This is a genomic window from Bacillus sp. 22190 (genome assembly GCF_052045575.1).
Taxonomy (GTDB): domain Bacteria; phylum Bacillota; class Bacilli; order Bacillales; family Bacillaceae; genus Bacillus; species Bacillus altitudinis.
Window position 1 is genome coordinate 67084 of sequence record NZ_JBQEPF010000015.1, and the last position, 16931, is coordinate 84014.

Sequence of the window (16931 nt, forward strand, 5' to 3'; positions counted from 1 at the left end):
GTACTCGTCCTTCCTAGGGCTGCAAAGGTTTTCTATCACGCTGAAAAGAAGACAAAGGGCTAAAATAAAGTTCATTTTAGCCCTTTGTCAACAATCTGAAGAGACCTTTCAAATAAGGTCTCTTTTTTTAAGGCTGCGGCTTCAGGTGATTCAGTGCCTGCGCCAGTTTTTGATTTTGTTGCTTTTTGTAAAATAGAAAGGCGATGATATGGCCTACTAATGTGAGAAAGGCAATACCGATAAAATAAGGCATGATCCATTCGAGCAGTGTAGTCGAATATAAAGCGACCGCTCCTACTTGAAACCCTAAATTGACGACAGTGGAGATGAGAATGTTGATGGGTGCTGGGAAGGTAAAGTAATTCCATAGTAAAGGATACATGACCCCAAAGACGATGCCTGCCAAAGTCCCGATGGCAATGATGTGCCACACGTAATGAAAAGAGATAGAGGATGACCATTGAGTGATGGACAGGATGAGTGTCAGCCATACGATAGAGACAAAAGCTGTTTGCATAAATTGATGTTTTAGTTCCTTGATCATTTGAATCGCTCCTTTATATATTTGGCGTAATGACGACTGACGGTGTAGCTGTTTTTCGAGATGGTTTCGACCTCTAAGCGAGCGTACGTACCAGCGACAAAGCTGTCGACTTGCGCTAAATTGAGAATGACTGCATTGTTGATACGATAGAAATGTTCACGCTCTAACGACTTCAGATCCTTCAGCCGTTTACTGAGAAAATACGTCGTACCTTGAGTCGTGATCACCTTTGACAGATGTCCAAGCGCAGAGATCGCTTCAATTTGTTCTAATGGTAAAAGAGACTGCCGATCATTTTTTGGATCTTTGACCGTTAGAGATGTACTTGTCTCCAGCATTGATGCCATCTTTTGTAAACGTTCTTGATTATGTGGATGGCTGATGACGTCTACTTCCGTCACATCCTTTTCTTGATTCCAGAAAAAACGAAATTTCATTCATAAACCTCCTCTCACAATGAGCATAGCAATAGATGAAAGCGAATGCGATTGAATGTTGCTTTGATGCAGAAGAATTCTTTTTGTTGCAAAGATTCACCGCGTGTCTTCGGCTTTCCTTTATAATGAAAAGATACTCGTTCGTGAATGGAGGAATGATGTTGTATCTTGTAGATCAACAAAGGACAGGAGCGGTAAAAGAGGAAATTCGGCGGATTGATCCTGCCTATCCAGTGTTCGTAGATGCGATACTCGATGGGGTGATACAAGGAGATTTATATGTGGATCACCGAGATCACCCGTGTGTCTATTTTGTAGGGACAACAACCGGCATTTATTATGTCGCAGGCAGGACAGAAGCAGCACTTTCATTATGTTCAACGTTCATTGTGGATGTTTATAAAAAGCAGAAAAGAGAGAACAGACGGTTCACTTTGTTTTCAGCAAATCCTGCATCAGATGAGATGATGAAAAAATGCTTCGGTTCCCAACTGAATGAAATGCAAAGACATGCGTATTCTTATGACTTGACCTCTCCTGATCTGATTGTGCCTGATCAAGATGAAATGATTAAACGTACGAATGAACAAGTCATTGCCGCTAGCAAAGTATTCCTATCCAGCTATTATGAAGCATATTGGGGAGGAGTAGATCACTTTTTATCTAATGGCGTCGGAGTTGCCATCTTAAACGGTGAAGACGTGGTCAGTGAATGTATCTCTATTTTTTCAAGTGAAAAACGAGTGGAAATCGATATTTGGACAGATGAAGCCTGCCGTGGAAAAGGGTTGGCTTTGTTAGCAGCTCAGCATATGATCAGCATCTGTGTTGAAAAAGGGAAGACACCGCATTGGGATTGCGATGTCCATCATGCAACCTCGGCCAAATTGGCAGAGAAGCTAGGTTTTCAGTGGACAAAGACGTATCGCTTATTTTATGCCTCACGCTGAAAAGGTTTTGAGATACCAAGCATCCATGGCAGAATGCTCTGAGCCTTCAATCGGTGCAGGAAGAAGAGAGAAGTCATACCGTTGATAAAGGCCAGTAGCAGCTGTTAATTCACTGCGGGTTTCTAAATAACAAGCATCGTAGTATGTAGCAGCATATTGGAGGGCCGTATCCATCAGTTTCTTGCCCGCACCTTTGCCTTGTGCTTTTGGGCTTAAATAAAGCTTTTGCAGCTCACAAATGCCATCTGTGAAAGGGGCAATGCCAACGCCACCAACAATTTCACCATGTTCTTCGGCAATCCAATAGGCTGCATGAGTCAATGATTGATAGTATTCGAAAAGCTGATCAAGGTGTGGGTCTGTGTAGGCTGTACCTTCAATCGCAAGATTCGCTGATTCTAATGACTGGCGGATAATGGCCGCGATAAAAGGATTGTCCTGCTTTTGAATCGGTCTAATATTCATTGGAAAAACCTCCGTTGACATAAGATAAAAAAGAAAAGGAGTGGATGCGATATGTTCTGGCTGCAAACCGCTATTTTTACTGTCATTGTGCTCTGTCTCTCATGGTGGGCGGGAAAAAGACGTAGGCATCGCCATGCCAGGCTAATTGTCCCGATATGTATCACTATGTTTGGATTACTCTTATTGATCGGCAGTTTCTTCATTGGCGGATGGGAAGGGATGGCGCTCAGCATATCAAGCGTCTCTATCGTTCTCTCTTCTATCATTTGTTTGATCATCGTTACAGGGGTTCATCTGTTTAAAAAAGATGACCCTTCGTAGGCTGGGACATCTTTATAATTTGATTCTATCGTATTCCTCACGAAGGATGCCCATCATGATGACATCCGAATAAGCACCGTTGAAATAGAGCGCTTGACGTCTTTTTCCTTCATATTGAAATCCGGCTTTCTCATAGCTTCGAAAGGCTCGTGGGTTATGGGAAAAAACTTCAAGCTCAAGCCGATTGAGTTCTAACGTCTCAAAGGCAAATGTTTGAACCATCCGAACAGCCTCAGTGCCATACCCTTTGTGAAAATGCTCTGGACCATGTAGCGCAATGCGGAAACTTGCCGTATGGTTTATCGGATCAATATCCACAATCGCCGCATCCCCGATCATTTCTTTCGTGTCTAGCAGACAAATAGCAAAGTCTCGTCTACTGTCATCCTGCAGAAAACGGGTATAGGCTGAACGAATTTCTTCTAGTGTGAACGTTTTGCGTGTGCCAGTCATATAAAGTGTTTCTGCATGCTGGCATCCTCTATGAATACCAGGATAATCTTTTTCTTCAATCGGTCTCAAGAATAATCGAGTCATGATGGATCAGCCTCCTCTATATATCGGGAGATTTCAATTAAGTTCATATCAGGATCACGGATATAAATGGATTCAATCGGACCTAATGCACCAGAACGTCTGACCGGACCTTCTTCAATTGGAACAACCTGCTTTCGAAGATGAAGCAATAAACTGTCTATATCTAAATCGGTGATAAAACACAAGTCAGCAGATCCAGGCTGGGGATGAGCAGCTTTTGGTTCAAATTCATGACCCGCTTCATGAAGGTTGATCTTTTGTAAGCCAAAACGAAGGGCTTTACGGCCTTCTCCAAAAGTTTCTTCCTTCATTCCTAATACGTTTGTATAAAAGCGAATGGTTTCCTCCATATGTTGTACAGTCAACACGATATGATCAAGTCGTCGTATCATCAGTCTCTCCTCCAAGTATGATCATTGTTTGAACTGTTTCTATTATATCATCCCTTGAAGAAGATACCTTATTTGATCACGGTTTTATAACTCCAGCTTTCTAGGGACATGTTTTCTCCGTGCAGTACTCTCTCATCAAACTCCGTCCACCCATTTTTTCGATAGAAATGACGATTGGCCTCGTTGTGTGTAATCAGTGTGAACAGTCCGCCGCCTTGCCGGGCGATAAAGGGGAAAAGACATTGCTTTAACATACGGCTTCCAAGTTTTTTTCCTTGTTGGTCTTTTGCGACGACAAGAGCTTCTAAATACCAGTAAGGTTTCTTTAAGGAGGAACACGCTTTTTTTGCCTCCTTTAACATACGGAACACATGCTGAATCGCCGATATGCCGCCAGTAAAGAGTAGCTTTAACCCACCAGATAACACATAATCCATGAGTCCTGGTTCAGGAAGACGGGGATGTTTTAACAGGGCGGCAGACACAATTTTCTCGTTCTCAACCCCGACCAAACAGATTTGATGCTGAAAATATACCTTTGTATTGATCAAATGCAGCTGACGGGCGAAAGCAGAACGCTTGGTCACCTTTTCGCATAATAAATCAAAAAATGAATAGTTCTGAAATGAATCATCTAACAACGCTGCCACTTGAGGCAGTTCATCCTCTCTAGCAAGTCTGAATTGAAGCATATGATGGTCCTCCTTTTTTGAACAGATATAGATTATTGAACATGTGTTTATTATAATAAGAGGAAAATAAACCGAACATCGGCAATGAATGATCTCTTGTTCATAAATAGACAGGTATAGCCAGATTGTTCAAAAATGGAGGGTGTTTGATGAAGGACAGACGAACAATCAAAACCAAAAAGGCGATACGGGAAAGCTTTCTTGAGCTTTTAAAGGAAAAAGATGTTCAGCAAATTACAGTATCAGAGCTATCTAGAAGAGCGGATTTAGGTAGAGGGACCTTTTATTTGCACTACCAAGATGTATTTGATTTGCATGAACAGCTTGAGAAGGAACTATTTCATCAGCTTGGCGGACTGTACGATGAATCGTTTCCAAGCCAGGACCCGCTTGATATGCTGTCCTTTTTAAACAAAACAACTGAGTATTTAAAAGAAAAACAATTCATGATGACGTTATTTGTCAAACCAAATAGCCCAACGACGAATCAATTTAAAGCGTTTTTTAAAGAAAAAATCATGAAAGAGTGGCAACTTGATCAGCGTCAAATTACGGAACGTGAACAGATTGAGGCTTCATTTGTTGTGTCTGGTGTTGTTGGTGTACTGGAGGAATGGATTCATGAAGGGATGACAGTCGAAGCGGGGCAGCTTGCGCACATCTTGTACAAGCTTCTTATGAAGGTAGAACAGGAATCGTAAGAAACGAATTGATCATATATCATTTTTCTATTCTTTCTGTTAAAATGGGAATATACGTTCTTATTTCAGGCGGGGAGTGGTGAGATTGAAAAGGAAATTACTATTTTATGGGGCAATGAGCATTGATGGATATTTAGCAAGGGATGATCACCGTTTAGATTGGCTCATAGGAACAGAGGGCGAAGAGGATACGAGATATGAGGAATTTTATGCATCAGTCGATACGCTGATCATGGGAAGGAACACATACGAACAGGTTCTCAAACTTTCACCTGATGAGTTTCCTTATGAAGACAAGACGTGTTATATCGTTTCTCGCACTTTACAAGACAGTCATACAGGAACCCACATCGTTCGTGAAGATGTTCTCTCGTTTATCAAAAATTTAAAAAATGAAAAAGGCCAGCATATCTGGATAGTAGGAGGCGGGGAACTGCTTCAAGCATTATTAAAAGAAAAATTAGTCGATGAGCTGTATCTCCAAATCGCACCTGTCATGATTGGAAAAGGAATCCCTCTTTTCCCTCCAACTGAACAGGAATCTAGATTTTCATTACAACAAGTGAATCAATACAAACAAATTGCTGAAATGCATTTTGTGTTAAAAGAAGACCACTAAGTCACAGGGGTCTTTTTTTAATCAAACAAACACGTTGACAAGAAAATATCCTAGTGTTAGGATAAATTTATCCTAGTTTTAGGATTTATTGAAAAAGGAGTAGTTGCCATGGTGCAGCAAGATCAAGAATTAGACTTAAGGCTTTTCCGAGTGTGGATGAAAGCCTATCATGCCCTTTTTGCAAATATCCAAAAAGACATTGAACGTTATGATATCGGATTTGAAAACTTTCAAATTCTTGAATTACTGTATAGTAAGGGACCACATCCCGTTCAAAAAATTAGTGAGATTTTATCCATTCCAAGTGGGAGCATCACCTATGTGGTCAACAAATTAGAAAAACAAGAATTAGTCAAAAGACAATGTGCACCTTCTGATAAACGTGTATTCCATGTATTACTGACAGATAAAGGGAAGCAGCTATTTGACGATATTTTTCCAAAACATACAGATGTCATATCACAAAATCTGTCCTTTATCGAAACAGAGGAAAAAGAGCAGCTCATTGAATGGTTGAAAAAAATTGGTTTAGGTGCAAAACAACTTCACGAAAAGGGGAAACAAGATGACACGCAGTTTTGATACATTGGTACGTGAAAGACGATCAGCATCAAATTTTTTGCCGAATATCTCGATTTCGAGAGAAGAGCTTAATAGTATCTTTGAAGAAGTGAAGCTGGCACCTTCAGCCTTTAATTTACAGCATACGCAATATGTCGTCGTCCAATCAGAAGCGCTTAAAGAGCAAGTAAGAGATGCTGCATTTGGACAATATAAGGTGCATTCCGCTTCAGCAGCGATCATTGTGCTCGGCGATCCGAAAGCTTATGAGCAAGCAGGAAACATTTATGAAGGCCTAAAAATGCTCGGCATCTTAAATGCGCAACAATATGAGGAAATGGTCAGAGAGACGATGAGTTTTTATGTGCAGAGAGGATCAGACTTTCAGAAAGAAGAGGCGATTCGAAATGCTTCATTATCTGCCATGCTATTTATGCTTGCCGCCAAAAACAAGGGATGGGATACTTGCCCAATGATCGGCTTTGACCCCGAAGCAATGAAAAAGGTGTTAAACATCGAATCAGATTTGGTTCCTGTATTAATGATTACACTCGGAAAAGAAAAAGTAGAGAGCAGACAAGCGAGAGGCTACCGCAAGCCGGTCTCTGAATTTGTGACATATTTATAAGATAGGGGGTTCCATTCATGGAACTAGGAATTAGTACATTTGTAGAAACAACACCTGATTTTCAAACAGGAAAAACAGTCAGCCACGCACAGCGCATTCGTGAAGTAGTAGAAGAAATTATTTTAGCAGATCAAGTGGGTCTCGACGTTTTTGGTGTAGGAGAGCATCATCGTGAAGATTTCGCCGCATCAAATCCAGCAGTCGTATTAGCAGCTGCGGCAACGCAAACAAAGAATATTCGTCTGACAAGTGCCGTAACTGTTCTTTCATCGGCAGATCCTGTTCGTGTGTTTCAAGATTTTGCGACATTAGATGGCCTTTCTAACGGGCGTGCAGAGATCATGGCTGGCCGTGGATCATTTATTGAATCGTTCCCGCTTTTTGGCTATGACTTAGATGATTATGAAGAATTATTTGAAGAAAAACTAGATTTACTGTTGAAATTACAGCAGTCAGAGCGTGTGACGTGGAGCGGTAAGCATCGTCCTTCCATTCAGGATGTCGGCGTATACCCAAGACCTGTTCAAGATCCGCTTCCGATCTGGATTGGCAGTGGAGGAAACAGAGAATCTGTCGTACGTGCTGGATTATTAGGATTACCACTTGTCCTTGCCATTATTGGCGGCAGCCCTAGACAGTTCGCACCGCTCGTGCAGCTCTACAAGCAAGCTGCGATTCACGCTGGACATGACCCTGAGAAATTAACGGTGGCATCCCATTCACATGGATTTGTTGCGGAGGAAACAGAATTGGCAGCAGATCAATTCTTCCCTTCTACACAGCATGTCATGAATACATTAGCAAGAGAACGAGGCTGGGGACCTTATACCCGTTCTACATTCGATGCAGCAAGAACATTAGAAGGTGCATTGTATGTAGGAGATCCAGATGCCGTGGCAGAGAAAGTGATACATCTGCGAAAAAATGTAGGCATTACGCGCTTCATGCTGCACGTACCGGTCGGTTCGATGCCGCATGATCAAGTGCTGAAAGCTATTGAGTTATTTGGAAAAGAAGTGGCTCCTAAAGTAAGAGAAGAGGTTGCCCGCTGGGAAGCCGAACAAGCATAACAAAAAAGTCGATCAAGTGAATAGGCTTGATCGACTTTTTCTTATGCTTAAGGATCAATAACACATGGTTTCACTGTAGGGCATGAAGCAGCAGAAGCAAATGGTGTGGCCGTCAAGGTGAAGAGGAAAACAAGTTGAAAACAGATAAGCCATTTTTTCATGAAATCACCTCCGTTATCAATTGTTTCACTAGAACGAGGTGAGGATAAAAGCATAGAAGTATGTAACACCCTCTATCCAGCATAAGACAATCATATCATAATTTTCAAAAAAATGAAAAAATAACTTACGAAAGTTCTAAATTATGGTATGGTTAATATGTTCAACAAAAAAAGGGAGGGATTTTTGTATGAAAAAGGTCATAACTTCTGTTTTGGTTGGAGCAATTGTTTTAACGGGTGCGGGTGTCACCGCTGTCCCGGTAGAAGCGAAGGGGAAAGTAAACAGTGAAGTTACGGTACAAGCAAGTCGAACCGTCTCGGAAACGAGAACATATACGACGTCAAACATCCCATCAAGTATTACATATGCAAAGGATGGATGGGTCGGTATTCTCTATCAATCGTCAATTGAAGAGTTAGGTTTAGGAAAATATAGAGTTACCTTTACTGGAACGGTTGTACGCGATCCAGGATTTAATTAAATAAAATGTAAAGCTGACAGGTGGACAAGCCTGTCAGCTTTTTTTAATGGGGATAATAAAGAATCATTTGCATCCGTACCATCTGTTCTCCTGATTGTTTATACTCATGGGCACGGTCAGCTTTAAACCGAATCGAGTCGCCAGCTTGTAATGTGTATTGCTCATCACCGATTGATAAATCAAGTGCTCCCTCAAATACGGTAATCAATTCCTCTGTACCGCCGATATGTTCTTCCGCACTTAACGACCCATGAGGATCAATTTCTACCTGATAGACTTCAAATTTTCTCAGGTCATCAAATGGGAACGTCGTATATACCCGATACCTTCCCTCGTCCTCTGTTAAAACTTGTCCTTCTTCTTTTCGCACAAACTTAATCTCAGGCTGCGGTGCGTATATGAGTTCACTAAAAGACACCTTCAACCCATTGGCGATTTTCCACAGAGTGGTGATGGTTGGTGTGGATTCTCCTCTTTCGATTTGCCCAATCATCGTTTTACTCACACTTGTTACCTCAGCCATCTTTTCTAGGCTTAATTTCTTTTGCTCTCTTAACAGTTTGACATTTCTAGCAATAATCGATTGTACATCCTCCATCAAAAAAACTCCTTTCTGGATTTACTTTATAACGACTGAATAGTACAATAAAACGTAATATATACACAATAAAGACTTTTAAGTCTAAATAACGTATGAGAAGGAGGTAACAGTTTGATTGTTTCCATGTTGATTTATGCTTTTGTTACCAGCTTTACCCCTGGACCGAATAATATCATGGCGATGGTCTTTACGAATAAATATGGGGTCAAGCAAACATTTCGATTTTGTTTAGGGGTTGGGATCGGATTTTTGGTCATTTTATGTTTGAGCGGTTTTTTCAATATGATTCTTTATCAAGTCATGCCGAAAATCGGCTGGGTCATGGCTTTCATCGGAGCCGGTTACATGATCTATTTAGCTGTCAAAATCATGAGAAGTAAAGGCGGAGATGACGAAACACTAGACCGCTATAATCATTTTATCCCGGGGATGCTGCTGCAATTTATTAATCCGAAAGCCATCTTGTATGGGTTAACCGTCATTTCCACTTTTGTTCTGCCGTATGGACAGTCCAATATGCAATACATGTTGTTGACGTTGATTCTCGCCATCATTGGTTTTTTAGGCACATTTAGCTGGAGTTTATTTGGCTCTGTATTCAAGCGTTTTTTGACTCTTTATCAGCGGCCGTTCCAGTTCGTCATGGGGCTGCTGCTTATGTATAGTGCGATTTCGATGATCTGGAGTTATGTCATGTAAGCGGTCAGGAGACTGGCCGCTGCCTGCCCATCACAACCGTATCATAATACATGCCGTCCGCCAGCCGTTTATCTTTTTTTAACAAGCCTTCAATCTCAAAGCCATAGTGTTCATATAAACGAATGGCTTTTTGATTGGTTTCCATTACTTGAAGTGACATCTTTTGAATGCCTTGCTGATCTGCCCAGTCGATCGATGCAGCTAAAAGTTCTTTCCCGATGTGATAGCCCCAAGCGGCCTTCTGTACGGCGACGCCAAACGTTACTTTGTGAGCAGAGCGCTTAAGAGAATGCCCTTCGCATCTTGAAAAACCGACAATGTCTCCTTCAATATCTGCAACTAAAAAGAGATGACGGCATTCCTTGGAATCCTCTTGAATCAACGCCTCGAACCCTTTCTCATCAATAAAAGCTTCACCCGGTTCACGATCTAAATATTCGGTTTCACCATCGATTTTCAGTCTGAGAGCTGATAACTGTTTGGCATCTGCTAATGCAGCAGAGCGAATACGATAAGTCACACCACGTACAGTGAACATACTTTCAGAAATGATCATTGAACAGACCACCAACCTTTCATTCCATTATGTCTATCATACCTGAAACGCGCACACAGCACACTCAGATGTTTTGTCATGTGCAAAAAGGCTAAATAAACAGTATCAAACGTGGAGGTGGAACAAAATGAGTGAACAAAATGGACATATGGATAAAGCGAAAGGAAAAACAAATCAAGTCAAAGGTCAAGTGAAAGAAAAACTTGGCGAAGCGACAGATCATGAAAACCTGAAAGCAGAAGGAAAGAAAGATCAAGTAAAAGGAAAGCTTCAAGATAAAAAAGGTGACGTGAAAAATAAGCTGAATCAGTAGTTTGCGTATACTTGCACTCGCCCCATGTATCCATCATCACATTCCTTTCATCAATAAAATCAATAGGTGTGTGAAAAGAATTGATTATAAATTCTCGCTTCCGTCATGTAGAATTTAAATAGAAGACATGAACAAGGGAGATGGATGACTTGGAGCAAGTATGGGGGAAAGTTGACGAGTATATCAAAGACAAATTGATGGCTAAAGATGACGTATTGGAGCAAACTCTTATCAAGAATAAGCAAGCCGGGTTACCAGAAATAGATGTGTCGCCGGCCCAAGGGAAACTGCTTTATTTGTTAGCAAAAACCAAGGGTGCAAAGCGCATTTTAGAAATCGGTACACTTGGCGGTTATAGTACCATTTGGCTTGCCCGTGCACTTGAAGAAGATGGAGAACTTTTGACATTAGAGGCTGTCAGTCATCATGCAGAAACAGCACAGCAGAACATAGACAGAGCAGGCCTAGCAGAACGTGTCACCATTTTACAAGGAAAAGCGTTAGATACTTTATCTCAGTTAAAAGAGCAGGATACGCTTCCGTTCGATTTGATTTTCATTGATGCAGACAAACCAAACAACCCGCAATATTTGAAGTGGGCGTTACATTTCTCAAAAAAGGGAACAGTCATTATTGCAGACAATGTGGTCAGAAATGGGGCAGTTCTCCATGCCTCTGATCAAGATGAGCGAGTGAAGGGAACGCGTGAATTTTTCGATTTACTCAAACAAGAGTCGAGAATTGAAGCAACCGCTATTCAAACTGTTGGCGAAAAAGGCTATGACGGCTTTATATACGGTATCGTAAAATGAAAAAAGCTTAACCGCATCCGGTTAAGCTTTTTCTATTAGAAAAACCATCTAGCTGTGCCCATCAGCATGACGCCTACTAGAACGGTGAGGGACAAGCTTTTTGTCCAAACAGCGATTAACACAGTTGGAACCAAGACAGCAAGGTACATCCAGTGAATGGTGACGCCTGCTGTAGTATGTATGAATAGATGCTCTGCAATCAAAGCGGTAAATATACAAATGGGGATAAATGATAACCATTTGAGCACCACTTCTGGCATCTGGATACTCCTTACAAATAAAAATGGAACGACTCTTGGGATGATGGTCACAATCATACAGCCAAGAATGAGCCATAACATAAAACTGCTAATCATTTATCTGTCACCACCCCAATAGTGGCAACAAGCACAGTTGCCAACAAAACAGCCACGTGTGAAGGAACAAAATGAAGCAGCACAAACATCGCAACAAACATATATAAAACAAGTGATAAGCGATGGGTGAGCTTATTTTTTGGCACCGTCTGTAAAGAAAGAATGAGCAGCGCAGCAAACATCGCGGATAGGGCAAAATCAAGACCAAGCGCCTCTGGATTTGAAATCCAGTGTCCGAATATTCCGCCAAGTGTACACGCAGCAATCCAGCATAAATAAGCTGTAATGTTCAGTCCATGCATCCATCTGTTATTCAATTTTCCTTGCTGTGCTAATTTATTCATCGCTACGCCAAAGGATTCATCAGTAAGCAGAAGACCAAATCCGATGTTCTGCTTTACAGAGTAGCGTGTAAAATGGGGGGCAAGCGTAAGGCTGAGTAACAAATGCCGTAAATTGACAATGAACGTGGTGAAAATAATAGCGGAAAGAGGGCTTCCTGTCACAAGTAATGCACAGATGATAAACTGTGAAGCGCCAGCATAAATAAAGATAGATAACAGCGCGATTTCCCATATACTTAACTGCGAACTAATGCCAACAATTCCAAAGGCAAACCCAATGCTCATATAACCAAGCAAGGTTGGCACACAATCTTTTATTCCCTCAAGAAACGGTTCGTTTCCGGCAGTGGGAATGTGTTTCCTAGCTTCAACATCCAAATACCTCTACTCCTTTTCTGTGTAAACATCAATTGTTTTACTTACTATAAGAAAACGAATTCATCATGTCAATCCTATTGAACTTCTATTATATGAAGAAACATGGCGATAAAAAGGATTGAAGTGAACCAGATTTTGTTATAGAGTAATCAGAAAATAAACACAATTGGGGTGACTGATATGCAATGGAAGCCTTTATTTGAACATGATGTACCAAATCACCTCCGTCCATAACGGAGAGTGATCTCCGTTTGTGGATATCGCAGTGAATATATCCAGTAACGGAGGGGAAAAAATGAATGGAAAATATATAGGAGCCCTTTACTTAGCGTTAGCTGCTAGTATTTGGGGCGGTATGTATGTAGTGGTCAAAGTAACAGTTGCGGTTGTCCCGCCACTTGAGCTCGTCTGGATGAGATATGCAGTAGCTGGAGTCGTTCTTGTGTTCACGATTTGGCGTTTGGGCTACTCTTTTCGGTTAGACAAAAAGGATATCCCGCTAATTGTGGCGATTGGATTGATTGGCAACTTTCTTTCGATCGTGACCCAAGAAATTGGCACAATGTATACGTCTGCACAAATGGGTGCCGTCATCACATCGGCCACACCTGCTTTTATGGTGCTTTTCGCTTTCTTTCTATTAAAAGAATCATTCACAGTGAGAAAGTGTGTCTCCATTCTGCTTGCTACAGTAGGTGTACTGACGATGATTGGACCTGTCGCTGTTCAAACGGATGAGTTTGTTGGCGGTCTTTCGCTGATGATCGCTGCATTAACATGGGCGCTGATGTCTGTTCTTTTGAAACGAGTACCAGGAAAGTATCCTCAAGTAGTGACGACAACATATGCGATCATTGTGGCTTTTATCGTATTAACACCACCTGTCTTGTTTCGTTTGCCTCATCTTGATGTGCAGCAAATGGCAAGACCGGAAATATGGGGCGGCATTCTGTATCTAGGTATCATCTCAACGGCCCTTGCTTTCTTTTTGTGGAATAGAGGGCTTCAACTGATGGACGCTTCAAGCGGTGGTCTGTTTTTCTTCTTTCAACCAATCGTTGGTACGGTCCTTGGATGGCTGCTTCTAGGTGAAGAGATGGGCTTACGTTCGTTTGTTGGGATTTTGTGTATTTTCGCAGGTGTATATACTGTCCTGCGTCAGAGAGAGTAAGACGAGATTCCCCTTGAAGAAGGGGAATTTTCTTTACAATGAATAGATGAGAGATTCATAGAAGGTGGAGGTGAGCAGGATGATCCAGTATCCATTTTTGCAAAAAGGACAAACGATTGGGGTGACAGCACCGTCCTCAGGTGTGCAACCCTCTTTGCATAAGATGTTTCAACTGTCTTGCGATCGGATGAAAAAAAGAGGCTATGAAGTCATATGTGGAGAGACAGTATGGCAGCAGGAAAAAGCGAAATCAGCCCCTGCAATCAAGCGAGCAAATGAGTTACAGCGGATGATGACTTGTCATGAGATTGACCACATCATCCCGCCATGGGGTGGACAGCTGCTTATTGAAGTGTTAGAGCATCTTGATTTCTCAGTGATGCAAAAAAAGTGGATTCTTGGTTACTCGGATACAAGTCTCCTTCTATTAGCTTTGACATTAAACACAGGCATTGCAACAGCGCATGGACCGAACCTTGTGGATCTTCAGGGGGAAGAGCTTGATCAGGTGACGGCTATGTGGGAACAAATACTTTCCACTCCAGAGAAAAAGGACGTTACTCAATTTTCTTCTGATATGTATCAAAAGGAATGGCAGTATGACCATCCAAGCATACATGTCTTTCATTTAACCGAGCCAACCGCATGGCGTACTGTTGATCACTTAGAGACGACGATGAAGGGAAGACTGATGGGTGGCTGTATTGATGTGATTCGGCACTTAGCTGGCACGACTTTTGGAGATGTCAAAGCTTTTCAAGAAACATACCTGAAAGGTGAACCCATTCTATGGTATTTTGAAAACTGTGAATTAAATGCTGCGAGTATGAAGAGGTCTCTTGTTCAATTAAAACTAGCAGGCTGGTTTGATCATTGCTCTGGCATCATGTTTGGCAGGAGTGCAGTGGACACTCCTGTGGAAGGATATGAATATACGGATCTATATGAAGAATTGCATAAGGAATTACACATACCGATTATTTACGATATTGATTGTGGACACGTACCGCCGCAAATGACCCTCATTAACGGAGCATACGCGGAGGTGCAGTTGCAACAAGAAGGTAAAGCCGTGCTGAGGCAGACATTTTTGCCATAAAAAAAGGAAAGGGCGACCCCTTTCCTTCATAAAAAACATTACATTCCTTTTGTTTCTTCACCTGCTTTTGGAACTTCCCATGCAGACTCTCGGAATACTTTTTCCCATTTAGAAACGACAATACAGGCAACCGCATGTCCAGGAACATTCACGCCTGTTCGAGCCATATCCATAATCCGGTCAACCCCGGCGATAATAGCGACACCTTCTGCTGGCAGACCTACTGCATGAGCTGTTGCCAAAAGAACGACAAGTGAGCCAGACGGGACAGCTGCAATGCCTTTACTTGTTAAAACAAGGACAAGCATCATGAGGAGCTGCTGTGATAAACTCATATCGACACCAAACGCTTGTGCAAGAAACACACAGGAAACCGATAAATATAAACTTGAACCATCGCAATTAAGAGAAAGACCTGACGGGATGACGAAGGAAACAATTCTTTTCGGACAGCCGTATTTCTCCATCCGTGACATGAGCTGTGGAAGAACAGTTTCTGTACTTGTAGTAGAAAAGGCAACCAAAAACAAATCCCAAATCATTTTCAACACTTCGAAGTAGTTAAAACGGAAGATCAGTGCGACAAGAGGGAACAAAACAAATAGAATAATAAACAATCCTAAGAAGACAGTGCCAACAAGTTTCATCATAGGAATGAGTAAAACAATGCCGTATTGTCCGACAGAAGCTGCCATTAATGCTAAAACTCCAATAGGAGCTGTCACCATGACCATTTGTGTGAGCTTAAACATAATTTGTGCTACTGATTCAAAGAAGGTAAGGACAGGAGCGGAAGCTTTCCCAATGCCGCTTGCGGCTACACCGAATAAAATAGCGAAGAAAATCACTGCTAGTAAATCATTCTGAGCCATGACATCGATGATATTGGTTGGAATGATGTCTAAAACCATCTGTTTAAAATCGACGACCTTTTGAGTATAACCATCGAGTTCCCCAATATCTTTCTTAGCTAATTGAGAGAAATCGAGTCCAACGCCTGGCTTTAACACGTTGGCCAATAAAAGCCCGATTCCAAGAACGATGGTCGTAATGACTTCAAACCAAATGATTGTCTTTAATCCGAGACTGCCCATTTTCTTCATTCCACCGCTGCCAGCTGCGCCGATGACAATCGTAGAGAAAACAATAGGGACTACAATCATTTTAATCAATCGGATAAAGCCATCCCCAATGGGCCGCAGTGCCATTCCGAAATCAGGGAAGAAGTGGCCGATAAGAGCTCCTATCACCAAAGCGATCATGATTTGAAAAGCGACAAACTTTTTCATCATCTCCTACCTCCTTTAAATGCATGGAAAATATTAAGAATTTTCCAATAAATAAAAATTCTAGGTGACCATGTTTTGTCCTCCTTTGGATTTAGAAAGATTTTATTTAAGAATCATTAGAATTATGAAGAAAGAAATGAAAATAGGGCGATTGAAACTCTATTTATCTAACAAAAGAGCACTTCTTAAAAAACATTAAACTTTTTTAGAAAAATGTATTGACCCTTTTGTATGATTCATGGTATATTTTTATTCGTCGCTGATGACGCATCTGAAACACTGATGCTCAGACAGATACGATAAACAAACTTCAAAAAGATGTTGACTTAATAAAAACGATATGTTAAGATAATTAAGTCGCCTGATTAAGCGCCCGTAGCTCAATTGGATAGAGCGTTTGACTACGGATCAAAAGGTTAGGGGTTCGACTCCTCTCGGGCGCGCCAATAACATTTAACCACGCGGGTGTAGTTTAGTGGTAAAACCTCAGCCTTCCAAGCTGATGTCGTGAGTTCGATTCTCATCACCCGCTCCATTTTAAAAGATGATCTTTGAAAACTAAACAAGACAAAACGTACCTGTTAATTCGAGTTTTTATAAAAAAATCCTATGATACTTCATAGGTAGTCAGTCAAACGCTGACGAAAAACAAAACTTCGGTTTTGTACTTTTTCGGAGAGTTTGATCCTGGCTCAGGACGAACGCTGGCGGCGTGCCTAATACATGCAAGTCGAGCGGACAGAAGGGAGCTTG

The 16931-nt window shown here is 41.5% G+C and carries 24 protein-coding genes, 2 tRNA genes and 1 rRNA gene; 16 read left to right on the forward strand and 11 right to left on the reverse strand.

What is annotated here, in order from left to right; translation table 11 throughout:
- Positions 1–127 precede the first annotated feature (127 nt).
- Positions 128–544 (reverse strand): hypothetical protein, encoded by a 417-nt coding sequence (locus tag ACTJKA_RS16725; protein WP_007496425.1) that lies wholly within the window; start codon positions 542–544, stop codon positions 128–130.
- Positions 541–981: a LytTR family DNA-binding domain-containing protein gene (locus tag ACTJKA_RS16730; protein WP_046342767.1), complete on the reverse strand. Its 441-nt coding sequence runs from the start codon at positions 979–981 to the stop codon at positions 541–543. The genes ACTJKA_RS16725 and ACTJKA_RS16730 overlap by 4 nt, the downstream gene beginning before the upstream one ends.
- Positions 982–1142: 161 nt before the next feature.
- Between ACTJKA_RS16730 and ACTJKA_RS16735 the strand changes: the two genes are divergently transcribed.
- Positions 1143–1931 carry a GNAT family N-acetyltransferase gene (locus ACTJKA_RS16735; protein ID WP_440607852.1) on the forward strand — a complete coding sequence of 263 codons (789 nt, stop codon included), beginning with the start codon at positions 1143–1145 and terminating at the stop codon, positions 1929–1931.
- Here the strand turns inward: ACTJKA_RS16735 and ACTJKA_RS16740 are convergent.
- Positions 1923–2396 carry a GNAT family N-acetyltransferase gene (locus ACTJKA_RS16740; RefSeq protein ID WP_008346715.1) on the reverse strand — a complete coding sequence of 158 codons (474 nt, stop codon included), beginning with the start codon at positions 2394–2396 and terminating at the stop codon, positions 1923–1925. The two genes, ACTJKA_RS16735 and ACTJKA_RS16740, sit on opposite strands and share 9 nt — an antisense overlap.
- Before the next feature lie 51 nt (positions 2397–2447).
- On the opposite strand from ACTJKA_RS16740, the gene ACTJKA_RS16745 reads away from it, so the two are divergent.
- Positions 2448–2717, forward strand: a complete 270-nt coding sequence (locus ACTJKA_RS16745; protein WP_345912060.1) for a YesK-like family protein — start codon at positions 2448–2450, stop codon at positions 2715–2717.
- Between the two features lie 12 nt (positions 2718–2729).
- On the opposite strand, the gene ACTJKA_RS16750 is transcribed toward ACTJKA_RS16745, so the two are convergent.
- From ACTJKA_RS16750 to ACTJKA_RS16760, 3 genes are all read right to left on the reverse strand, one after another.
- Complete coding sequence (locus tag ACTJKA_RS16750) at positions 2730–3254, reverse strand: GNAT family N-acetyltransferase (protein ID WP_342495256.1); 525 nt, start codon at positions 3252–3254, stop codon at positions 2730–2732.
- Positions 3251–3646: a VOC family protein gene (locus ACTJKA_RS16755; protein WP_008346708.1), complete on the reverse strand. Its 396-nt coding sequence runs from the start codon at positions 3644–3646 to the stop codon at positions 3251–3253. The genes ACTJKA_RS16750 and ACTJKA_RS16755 overlap by 4 nt, the downstream gene beginning before the upstream one ends.
- Before the next feature lie 68 nt (positions 3647–3714).
- Positions 3715–4338 (reverse strand): GNAT family N-acetyltransferase, encoded by a 624-nt coding sequence (locus tag ACTJKA_RS16760; RefSeq protein WP_008346706.1) that lies wholly within the window; start codon positions 4336–4338, stop codon positions 3715–3717.
- Positions 4339–4487: 149 nt separating this feature from the next.
- Here ACTJKA_RS16760 and ACTJKA_RS16765 point away from each other — a divergent pair, with 149 nt between their 5' ends.
- The 6 genes from ACTJKA_RS16765 to ACTJKA_RS16790 all read left to right on the forward strand — a co-directional run bounded on the left by ACTJKA_RS16765 (position 4488) and on the right by ACTJKA_RS16790 (position 8560).
- Complete coding sequence (locus tag ACTJKA_RS16765) at positions 4488–5039, forward strand: TetR/AcrR family transcriptional regulator (protein WP_008346703.1); 552 nt, start codon at positions 4488–4490, stop codon at positions 5037–5039.
- A gap of 115 nt (positions 5040–5154) precedes the next feature.
- The gene (locus ACTJKA_RS16770) at positions 5155–5658 is read left to right on the forward strand and encodes a dihydrofolate reductase family protein (protein WP_428004187.1); all 504 of its coding nucleotides are present in this window, start codon (positions 5155–5157) and stop codon (positions 5656–5658) included.
- 108 nt (positions 5659–5766) lie between these two features.
- Positions 5767–6240 (forward strand): MarR family winged helix-turn-helix transcriptional regulator, encoded by a 474-nt coding sequence (locus tag ACTJKA_RS16775; RefSeq protein ID WP_048002344.1) that lies wholly within the window; start codon positions 5767–5769, stop codon positions 6238–6240.
- A complete protein-coding gene (locus tag ACTJKA_RS16780; protein ID WP_008346699.1) occupies positions 6224–6847 on the forward strand; it encodes a nitroreductase family protein in 624 nt (207 codons plus the stop codon). Before ACTJKA_RS16775 ends, ACTJKA_RS16780 begins: the two co-directional genes overlap by 17 nt.
- A 17-nt stretch (positions 6848–6864) precedes the next feature.
- Positions 6865–7917, forward strand: a complete 1053-nt coding sequence (locus ACTJKA_RS16785) for an LLM class flavin-dependent oxidoreductase (RefSeq protein ID WP_024719164.1) — start codon at positions 6865–6867, stop codon at positions 7915–7917.
- A 349-nt stretch (positions 7918–8266) separates the two neighbouring features.
- Positions 8267–8560: a hypothetical protein gene (locus ACTJKA_RS16790; RefSeq protein ID WP_008346693.1), complete on the forward strand. Its 294-nt coding sequence runs from the start codon at positions 8267–8269 to the stop codon at positions 8558–8560.
- 43 nt (positions 8561–8603) lie between these two features.
- On the opposite strand, the gene ACTJKA_RS16795 is transcribed toward ACTJKA_RS16790, so the two are convergent.
- Positions 8604–9158 carry a helix-turn-helix domain-containing protein gene (locus ACTJKA_RS16795; protein ID WP_025206820.1) on the reverse strand — a complete coding sequence of 185 codons (555 nt, stop codon included), beginning with the start codon at positions 9156–9158 and terminating at the stop codon, positions 8604–8606.
- Positions 9159–9272: 114 nt separating this feature from the next.
- Here ACTJKA_RS16795 and ACTJKA_RS16800 point away from each other — a divergent pair, with 114 nt between their 5' ends.
- Positions 9273–9860 carry a LysE family transporter gene (locus ACTJKA_RS16800; protein WP_007496397.1) on the forward strand — a complete coding sequence of 196 codons (588 nt, stop codon included), beginning with the start codon at positions 9273–9275 and terminating at the stop codon, positions 9858–9860.
- A 4-nt stretch (positions 9861–9864) separates the two neighbouring features.
- On the opposite strand, the gene ACTJKA_RS16805 is transcribed toward ACTJKA_RS16800, so the two are convergent.
- Positions 9865–10416 carry a GNAT family N-acetyltransferase gene (locus ACTJKA_RS16805; protein ID WP_017358427.1) on the reverse strand — a complete coding sequence of 184 codons (552 nt, stop codon included), beginning with the start codon at positions 10414–10416 and terminating at the stop codon, positions 9865–9867.
- Positions 10417–10543: 127 nt separating this feature from the next.
- Here ACTJKA_RS16805 and ACTJKA_RS16810 point away from each other — a divergent pair, with 127 nt between their 5' ends.
- On the forward strand, positions 10544–10729 hold the full coding sequence (locus tag ACTJKA_RS16810; RefSeq protein ID WP_008346686.1) for a CsbD family protein: 186 nt from the start codon (positions 10544–10546) through the stop codon (positions 10727–10729).
- A gap of 149 nt (positions 10730–10878) precedes the next feature.
- On the forward strand, positions 10879–11541 hold the full coding sequence (locus ACTJKA_RS16815) for an O-methyltransferase (protein ID WP_025206822.1): 663 nt from the start codon (positions 10879–10881) through the stop codon (positions 11539–11541).
- A gap of 35 nt (positions 11542–11576) precedes the next feature.
- Here ACTJKA_RS16815 and ACTJKA_RS16820 read toward each other — a convergent pair whose 3' ends face one another.
- Together ACTJKA_RS16820 and ACTJKA_RS16825 are read right to left on the reverse strand one after the other, a co-directional pair.
- On the reverse strand, positions 11577–11897 hold the full coding sequence (locus tag ACTJKA_RS16820) for an AzlD domain-containing protein (RefSeq protein WP_008346681.1): 321 nt from the start codon (positions 11895–11897) through the stop codon (positions 11577–11579).
- Positions 11894–12619, reverse strand: coding sequence for an AzlC family ABC transporter permease (locus tag ACTJKA_RS16825; RefSeq protein WP_007496390.1), 726 nt, complete (start codon positions 12617–12619; stop codon positions 11894–11896). The genes ACTJKA_RS16820 and ACTJKA_RS16825 overlap by 4 nt, the downstream gene beginning before the upstream one ends.
- Before the next feature lie 295 nt (positions 12620–12914).
- Between ACTJKA_RS16825 and ACTJKA_RS16830 the strand changes: the two genes are divergently transcribed.
- A complete protein-coding gene (locus tag ACTJKA_RS16830) occupies positions 12915–13790 on the forward strand; it encodes a DMT family transporter (RefSeq protein ID WP_019743589.1) in 876 nt (291 codons plus the stop codon).
- Positions 13791–13869: 79 nt separating this feature from the next.
- Positions 13870–14889, forward strand: coding sequence for a S66 family peptidase (locus ACTJKA_RS16835; RefSeq protein WP_270109282.1), 1020 nt, complete (start codon positions 13870–13872; stop codon positions 14887–14889).
- 38 nt (positions 14890–14927) lie between these two features.
- Here the strand turns inward: ACTJKA_RS16835 and gltP are convergent, their stop codons facing one another.
- Positions 14928–16178 carry a glutamate-aspartate/proton symporter GltP gene (gltP, locus tag ACTJKA_RS16840; RefSeq protein ID WP_024719154.1) on the reverse strand — a complete coding sequence of 417 codons (1251 nt, stop codon included), beginning with the start codon at positions 16176–16178 and terminating at the stop codon, positions 14928–14930.
- Between the two features lie 369 nt (positions 16179–16547).
- On the opposite strand from gltP, the gene ACTJKA_RS16845 reads away from it, so the two are divergent.
- The 3 genes from ACTJKA_RS16845 to ACTJKA_RS16855 all read left to right on the forward strand — a co-directional run.
- Positions 16548–16624 (forward strand) — tRNA-Arg (locus ACTJKA_RS16845).
- Positions 16625–16639: 15 nt separating this feature from the next.
- Positions 16640–16713: transfer RNA gene (locus ACTJKA_RS16850), tRNA-Gly, on the forward strand.
- A gap of 134 nt (positions 16714–16847) precedes the next feature.
- Positions 16848–16931 (forward strand): 16S ribosomal RNA (locus ACTJKA_RS16855); the annotation flags it as partial.

Coding starts and splice junctions, on each gene's coding strand:
- ACTJKA_RS16725 (WP_007496425.1), bottom strand. CDS start 544: ATGATCAAGGAACTAAAACATCAATTTATGCAAACAGCTTTTGTCTCT.
- ACTJKA_RS16730 (WP_046342767.1), bottom strand. CDS start 981: ATGAAATTTCGTTTTTTCTGGAATCAAGAAAAGGATGTGACGGAAGTA.
- ACTJKA_RS16740 (WP_008346715.1), bottom strand. CDS start 2,396: ATGAATATTAGACCGATTCAAAAGCAGGACAATCCTTTTATCGCGGCC.
- ACTJKA_RS16745 (WP_345912060.1), top strand. CDS start 2,448: ATGTTCTGGCTGCAAACCGCTATTTTTACTGTCATTGTGCTCTGTCTC.
- ACTJKA_RS16750 (WP_342495256.1), bottom strand. CDS start 3,254: ATGACTCGATTATTCTTGAGACCGATTGAAGAAAAAGATTATCCTGGT.
- ACTJKA_RS16755 (WP_008346708.1), bottom strand. CDS start 3,646: ATGATACGACGACTTGATCATATCGTGTTGACTGTACAACATATGGAG.
- ACTJKA_RS16760 (WP_008346706.1), bottom strand. CDS start 4,338: ATGCTTCAATTCAGACTTGCTAGAGAGGATGAACTGCCTCAAGTGGCA.
- ACTJKA_RS16765 (WP_008346703.1), top strand. CDS start 4,488: ATGAAGGACAGACGAACAATCAAAACCAAAAAGGCGATACGGGAAAGC.
- ACTJKA_RS16770 (WP_428004187.1), top strand. CDS start 5,155: ATGAGCATTGATGGATATTTAGCAAGGGATGATCACCGTTTAGATTGG.
- ACTJKA_RS16775 (WP_048002344.1), top strand. CDS start 5,767: ATGGTGCAGCAAGATCAAGAATTAGACTTAAGGCTTTTCCGAGTGTGG.
- ACTJKA_RS16780 (WP_008346699.1), top strand. CDS start 6,224: ATGACACGCAGTTTTGATACATTGGTACGTGAAAGACGATCAGCATCA.
- ACTJKA_RS16785 (WP_024719164.1), top strand. CDS start 6,865: ATGGAACTAGGAATTAGTACATTTGTAGAAACAACACCTGATTTTCAA.
- ACTJKA_RS16790 (WP_008346693.1), top strand. CDS start 8,267: ATGAAAAAGGTCATAACTTCTGTTTTGGTTGGAGCAATTGTTTTAACG.
- ACTJKA_RS16795 (WP_025206820.1), bottom strand. CDS start 9,158: ATGGAGGATGTACAATCGATTATTGCTAGAAATGTCAAACTGTTAAGA.
- ACTJKA_RS16805 (WP_017358427.1), bottom strand. CDS start 10,416: ATGATCATTTCTGAAAGTATGTTCACTGTACGTGGTGTGACTTATCGT.
- ACTJKA_RS16810 (WP_008346686.1), top strand. CDS start 10,544: ATGAGTGAACAAAATGGACATATGGATAAAGCGAAAGGAAAAACAAAT.
- ACTJKA_RS16820 (WP_008346681.1), bottom strand. CDS start 11,897: ATGATTAGCAGTTTTATGTTATGGCTCATTCTTGGCTGTATGATTGTG.
- ACTJKA_RS16830 (WP_019743589.1), top strand. CDS start 12,915: ATGAATGGAAAATATATAGGAGCCCTTTACTTAGCGTTAGCTGCTAGT.
- ACTJKA_RS16835 (WP_270109282.1), top strand. CDS start 13,870: ATGATCCAGTATCCATTTTTGCAAAAAGGACAAACGATTGGGGTGACA.
- gltP (WP_024719154.1), bottom strand. CDS start 16,178: ATGAAAAAGTTTGTCGCTTTTCAAATCATGATCGCTTTGGTGATAGGA.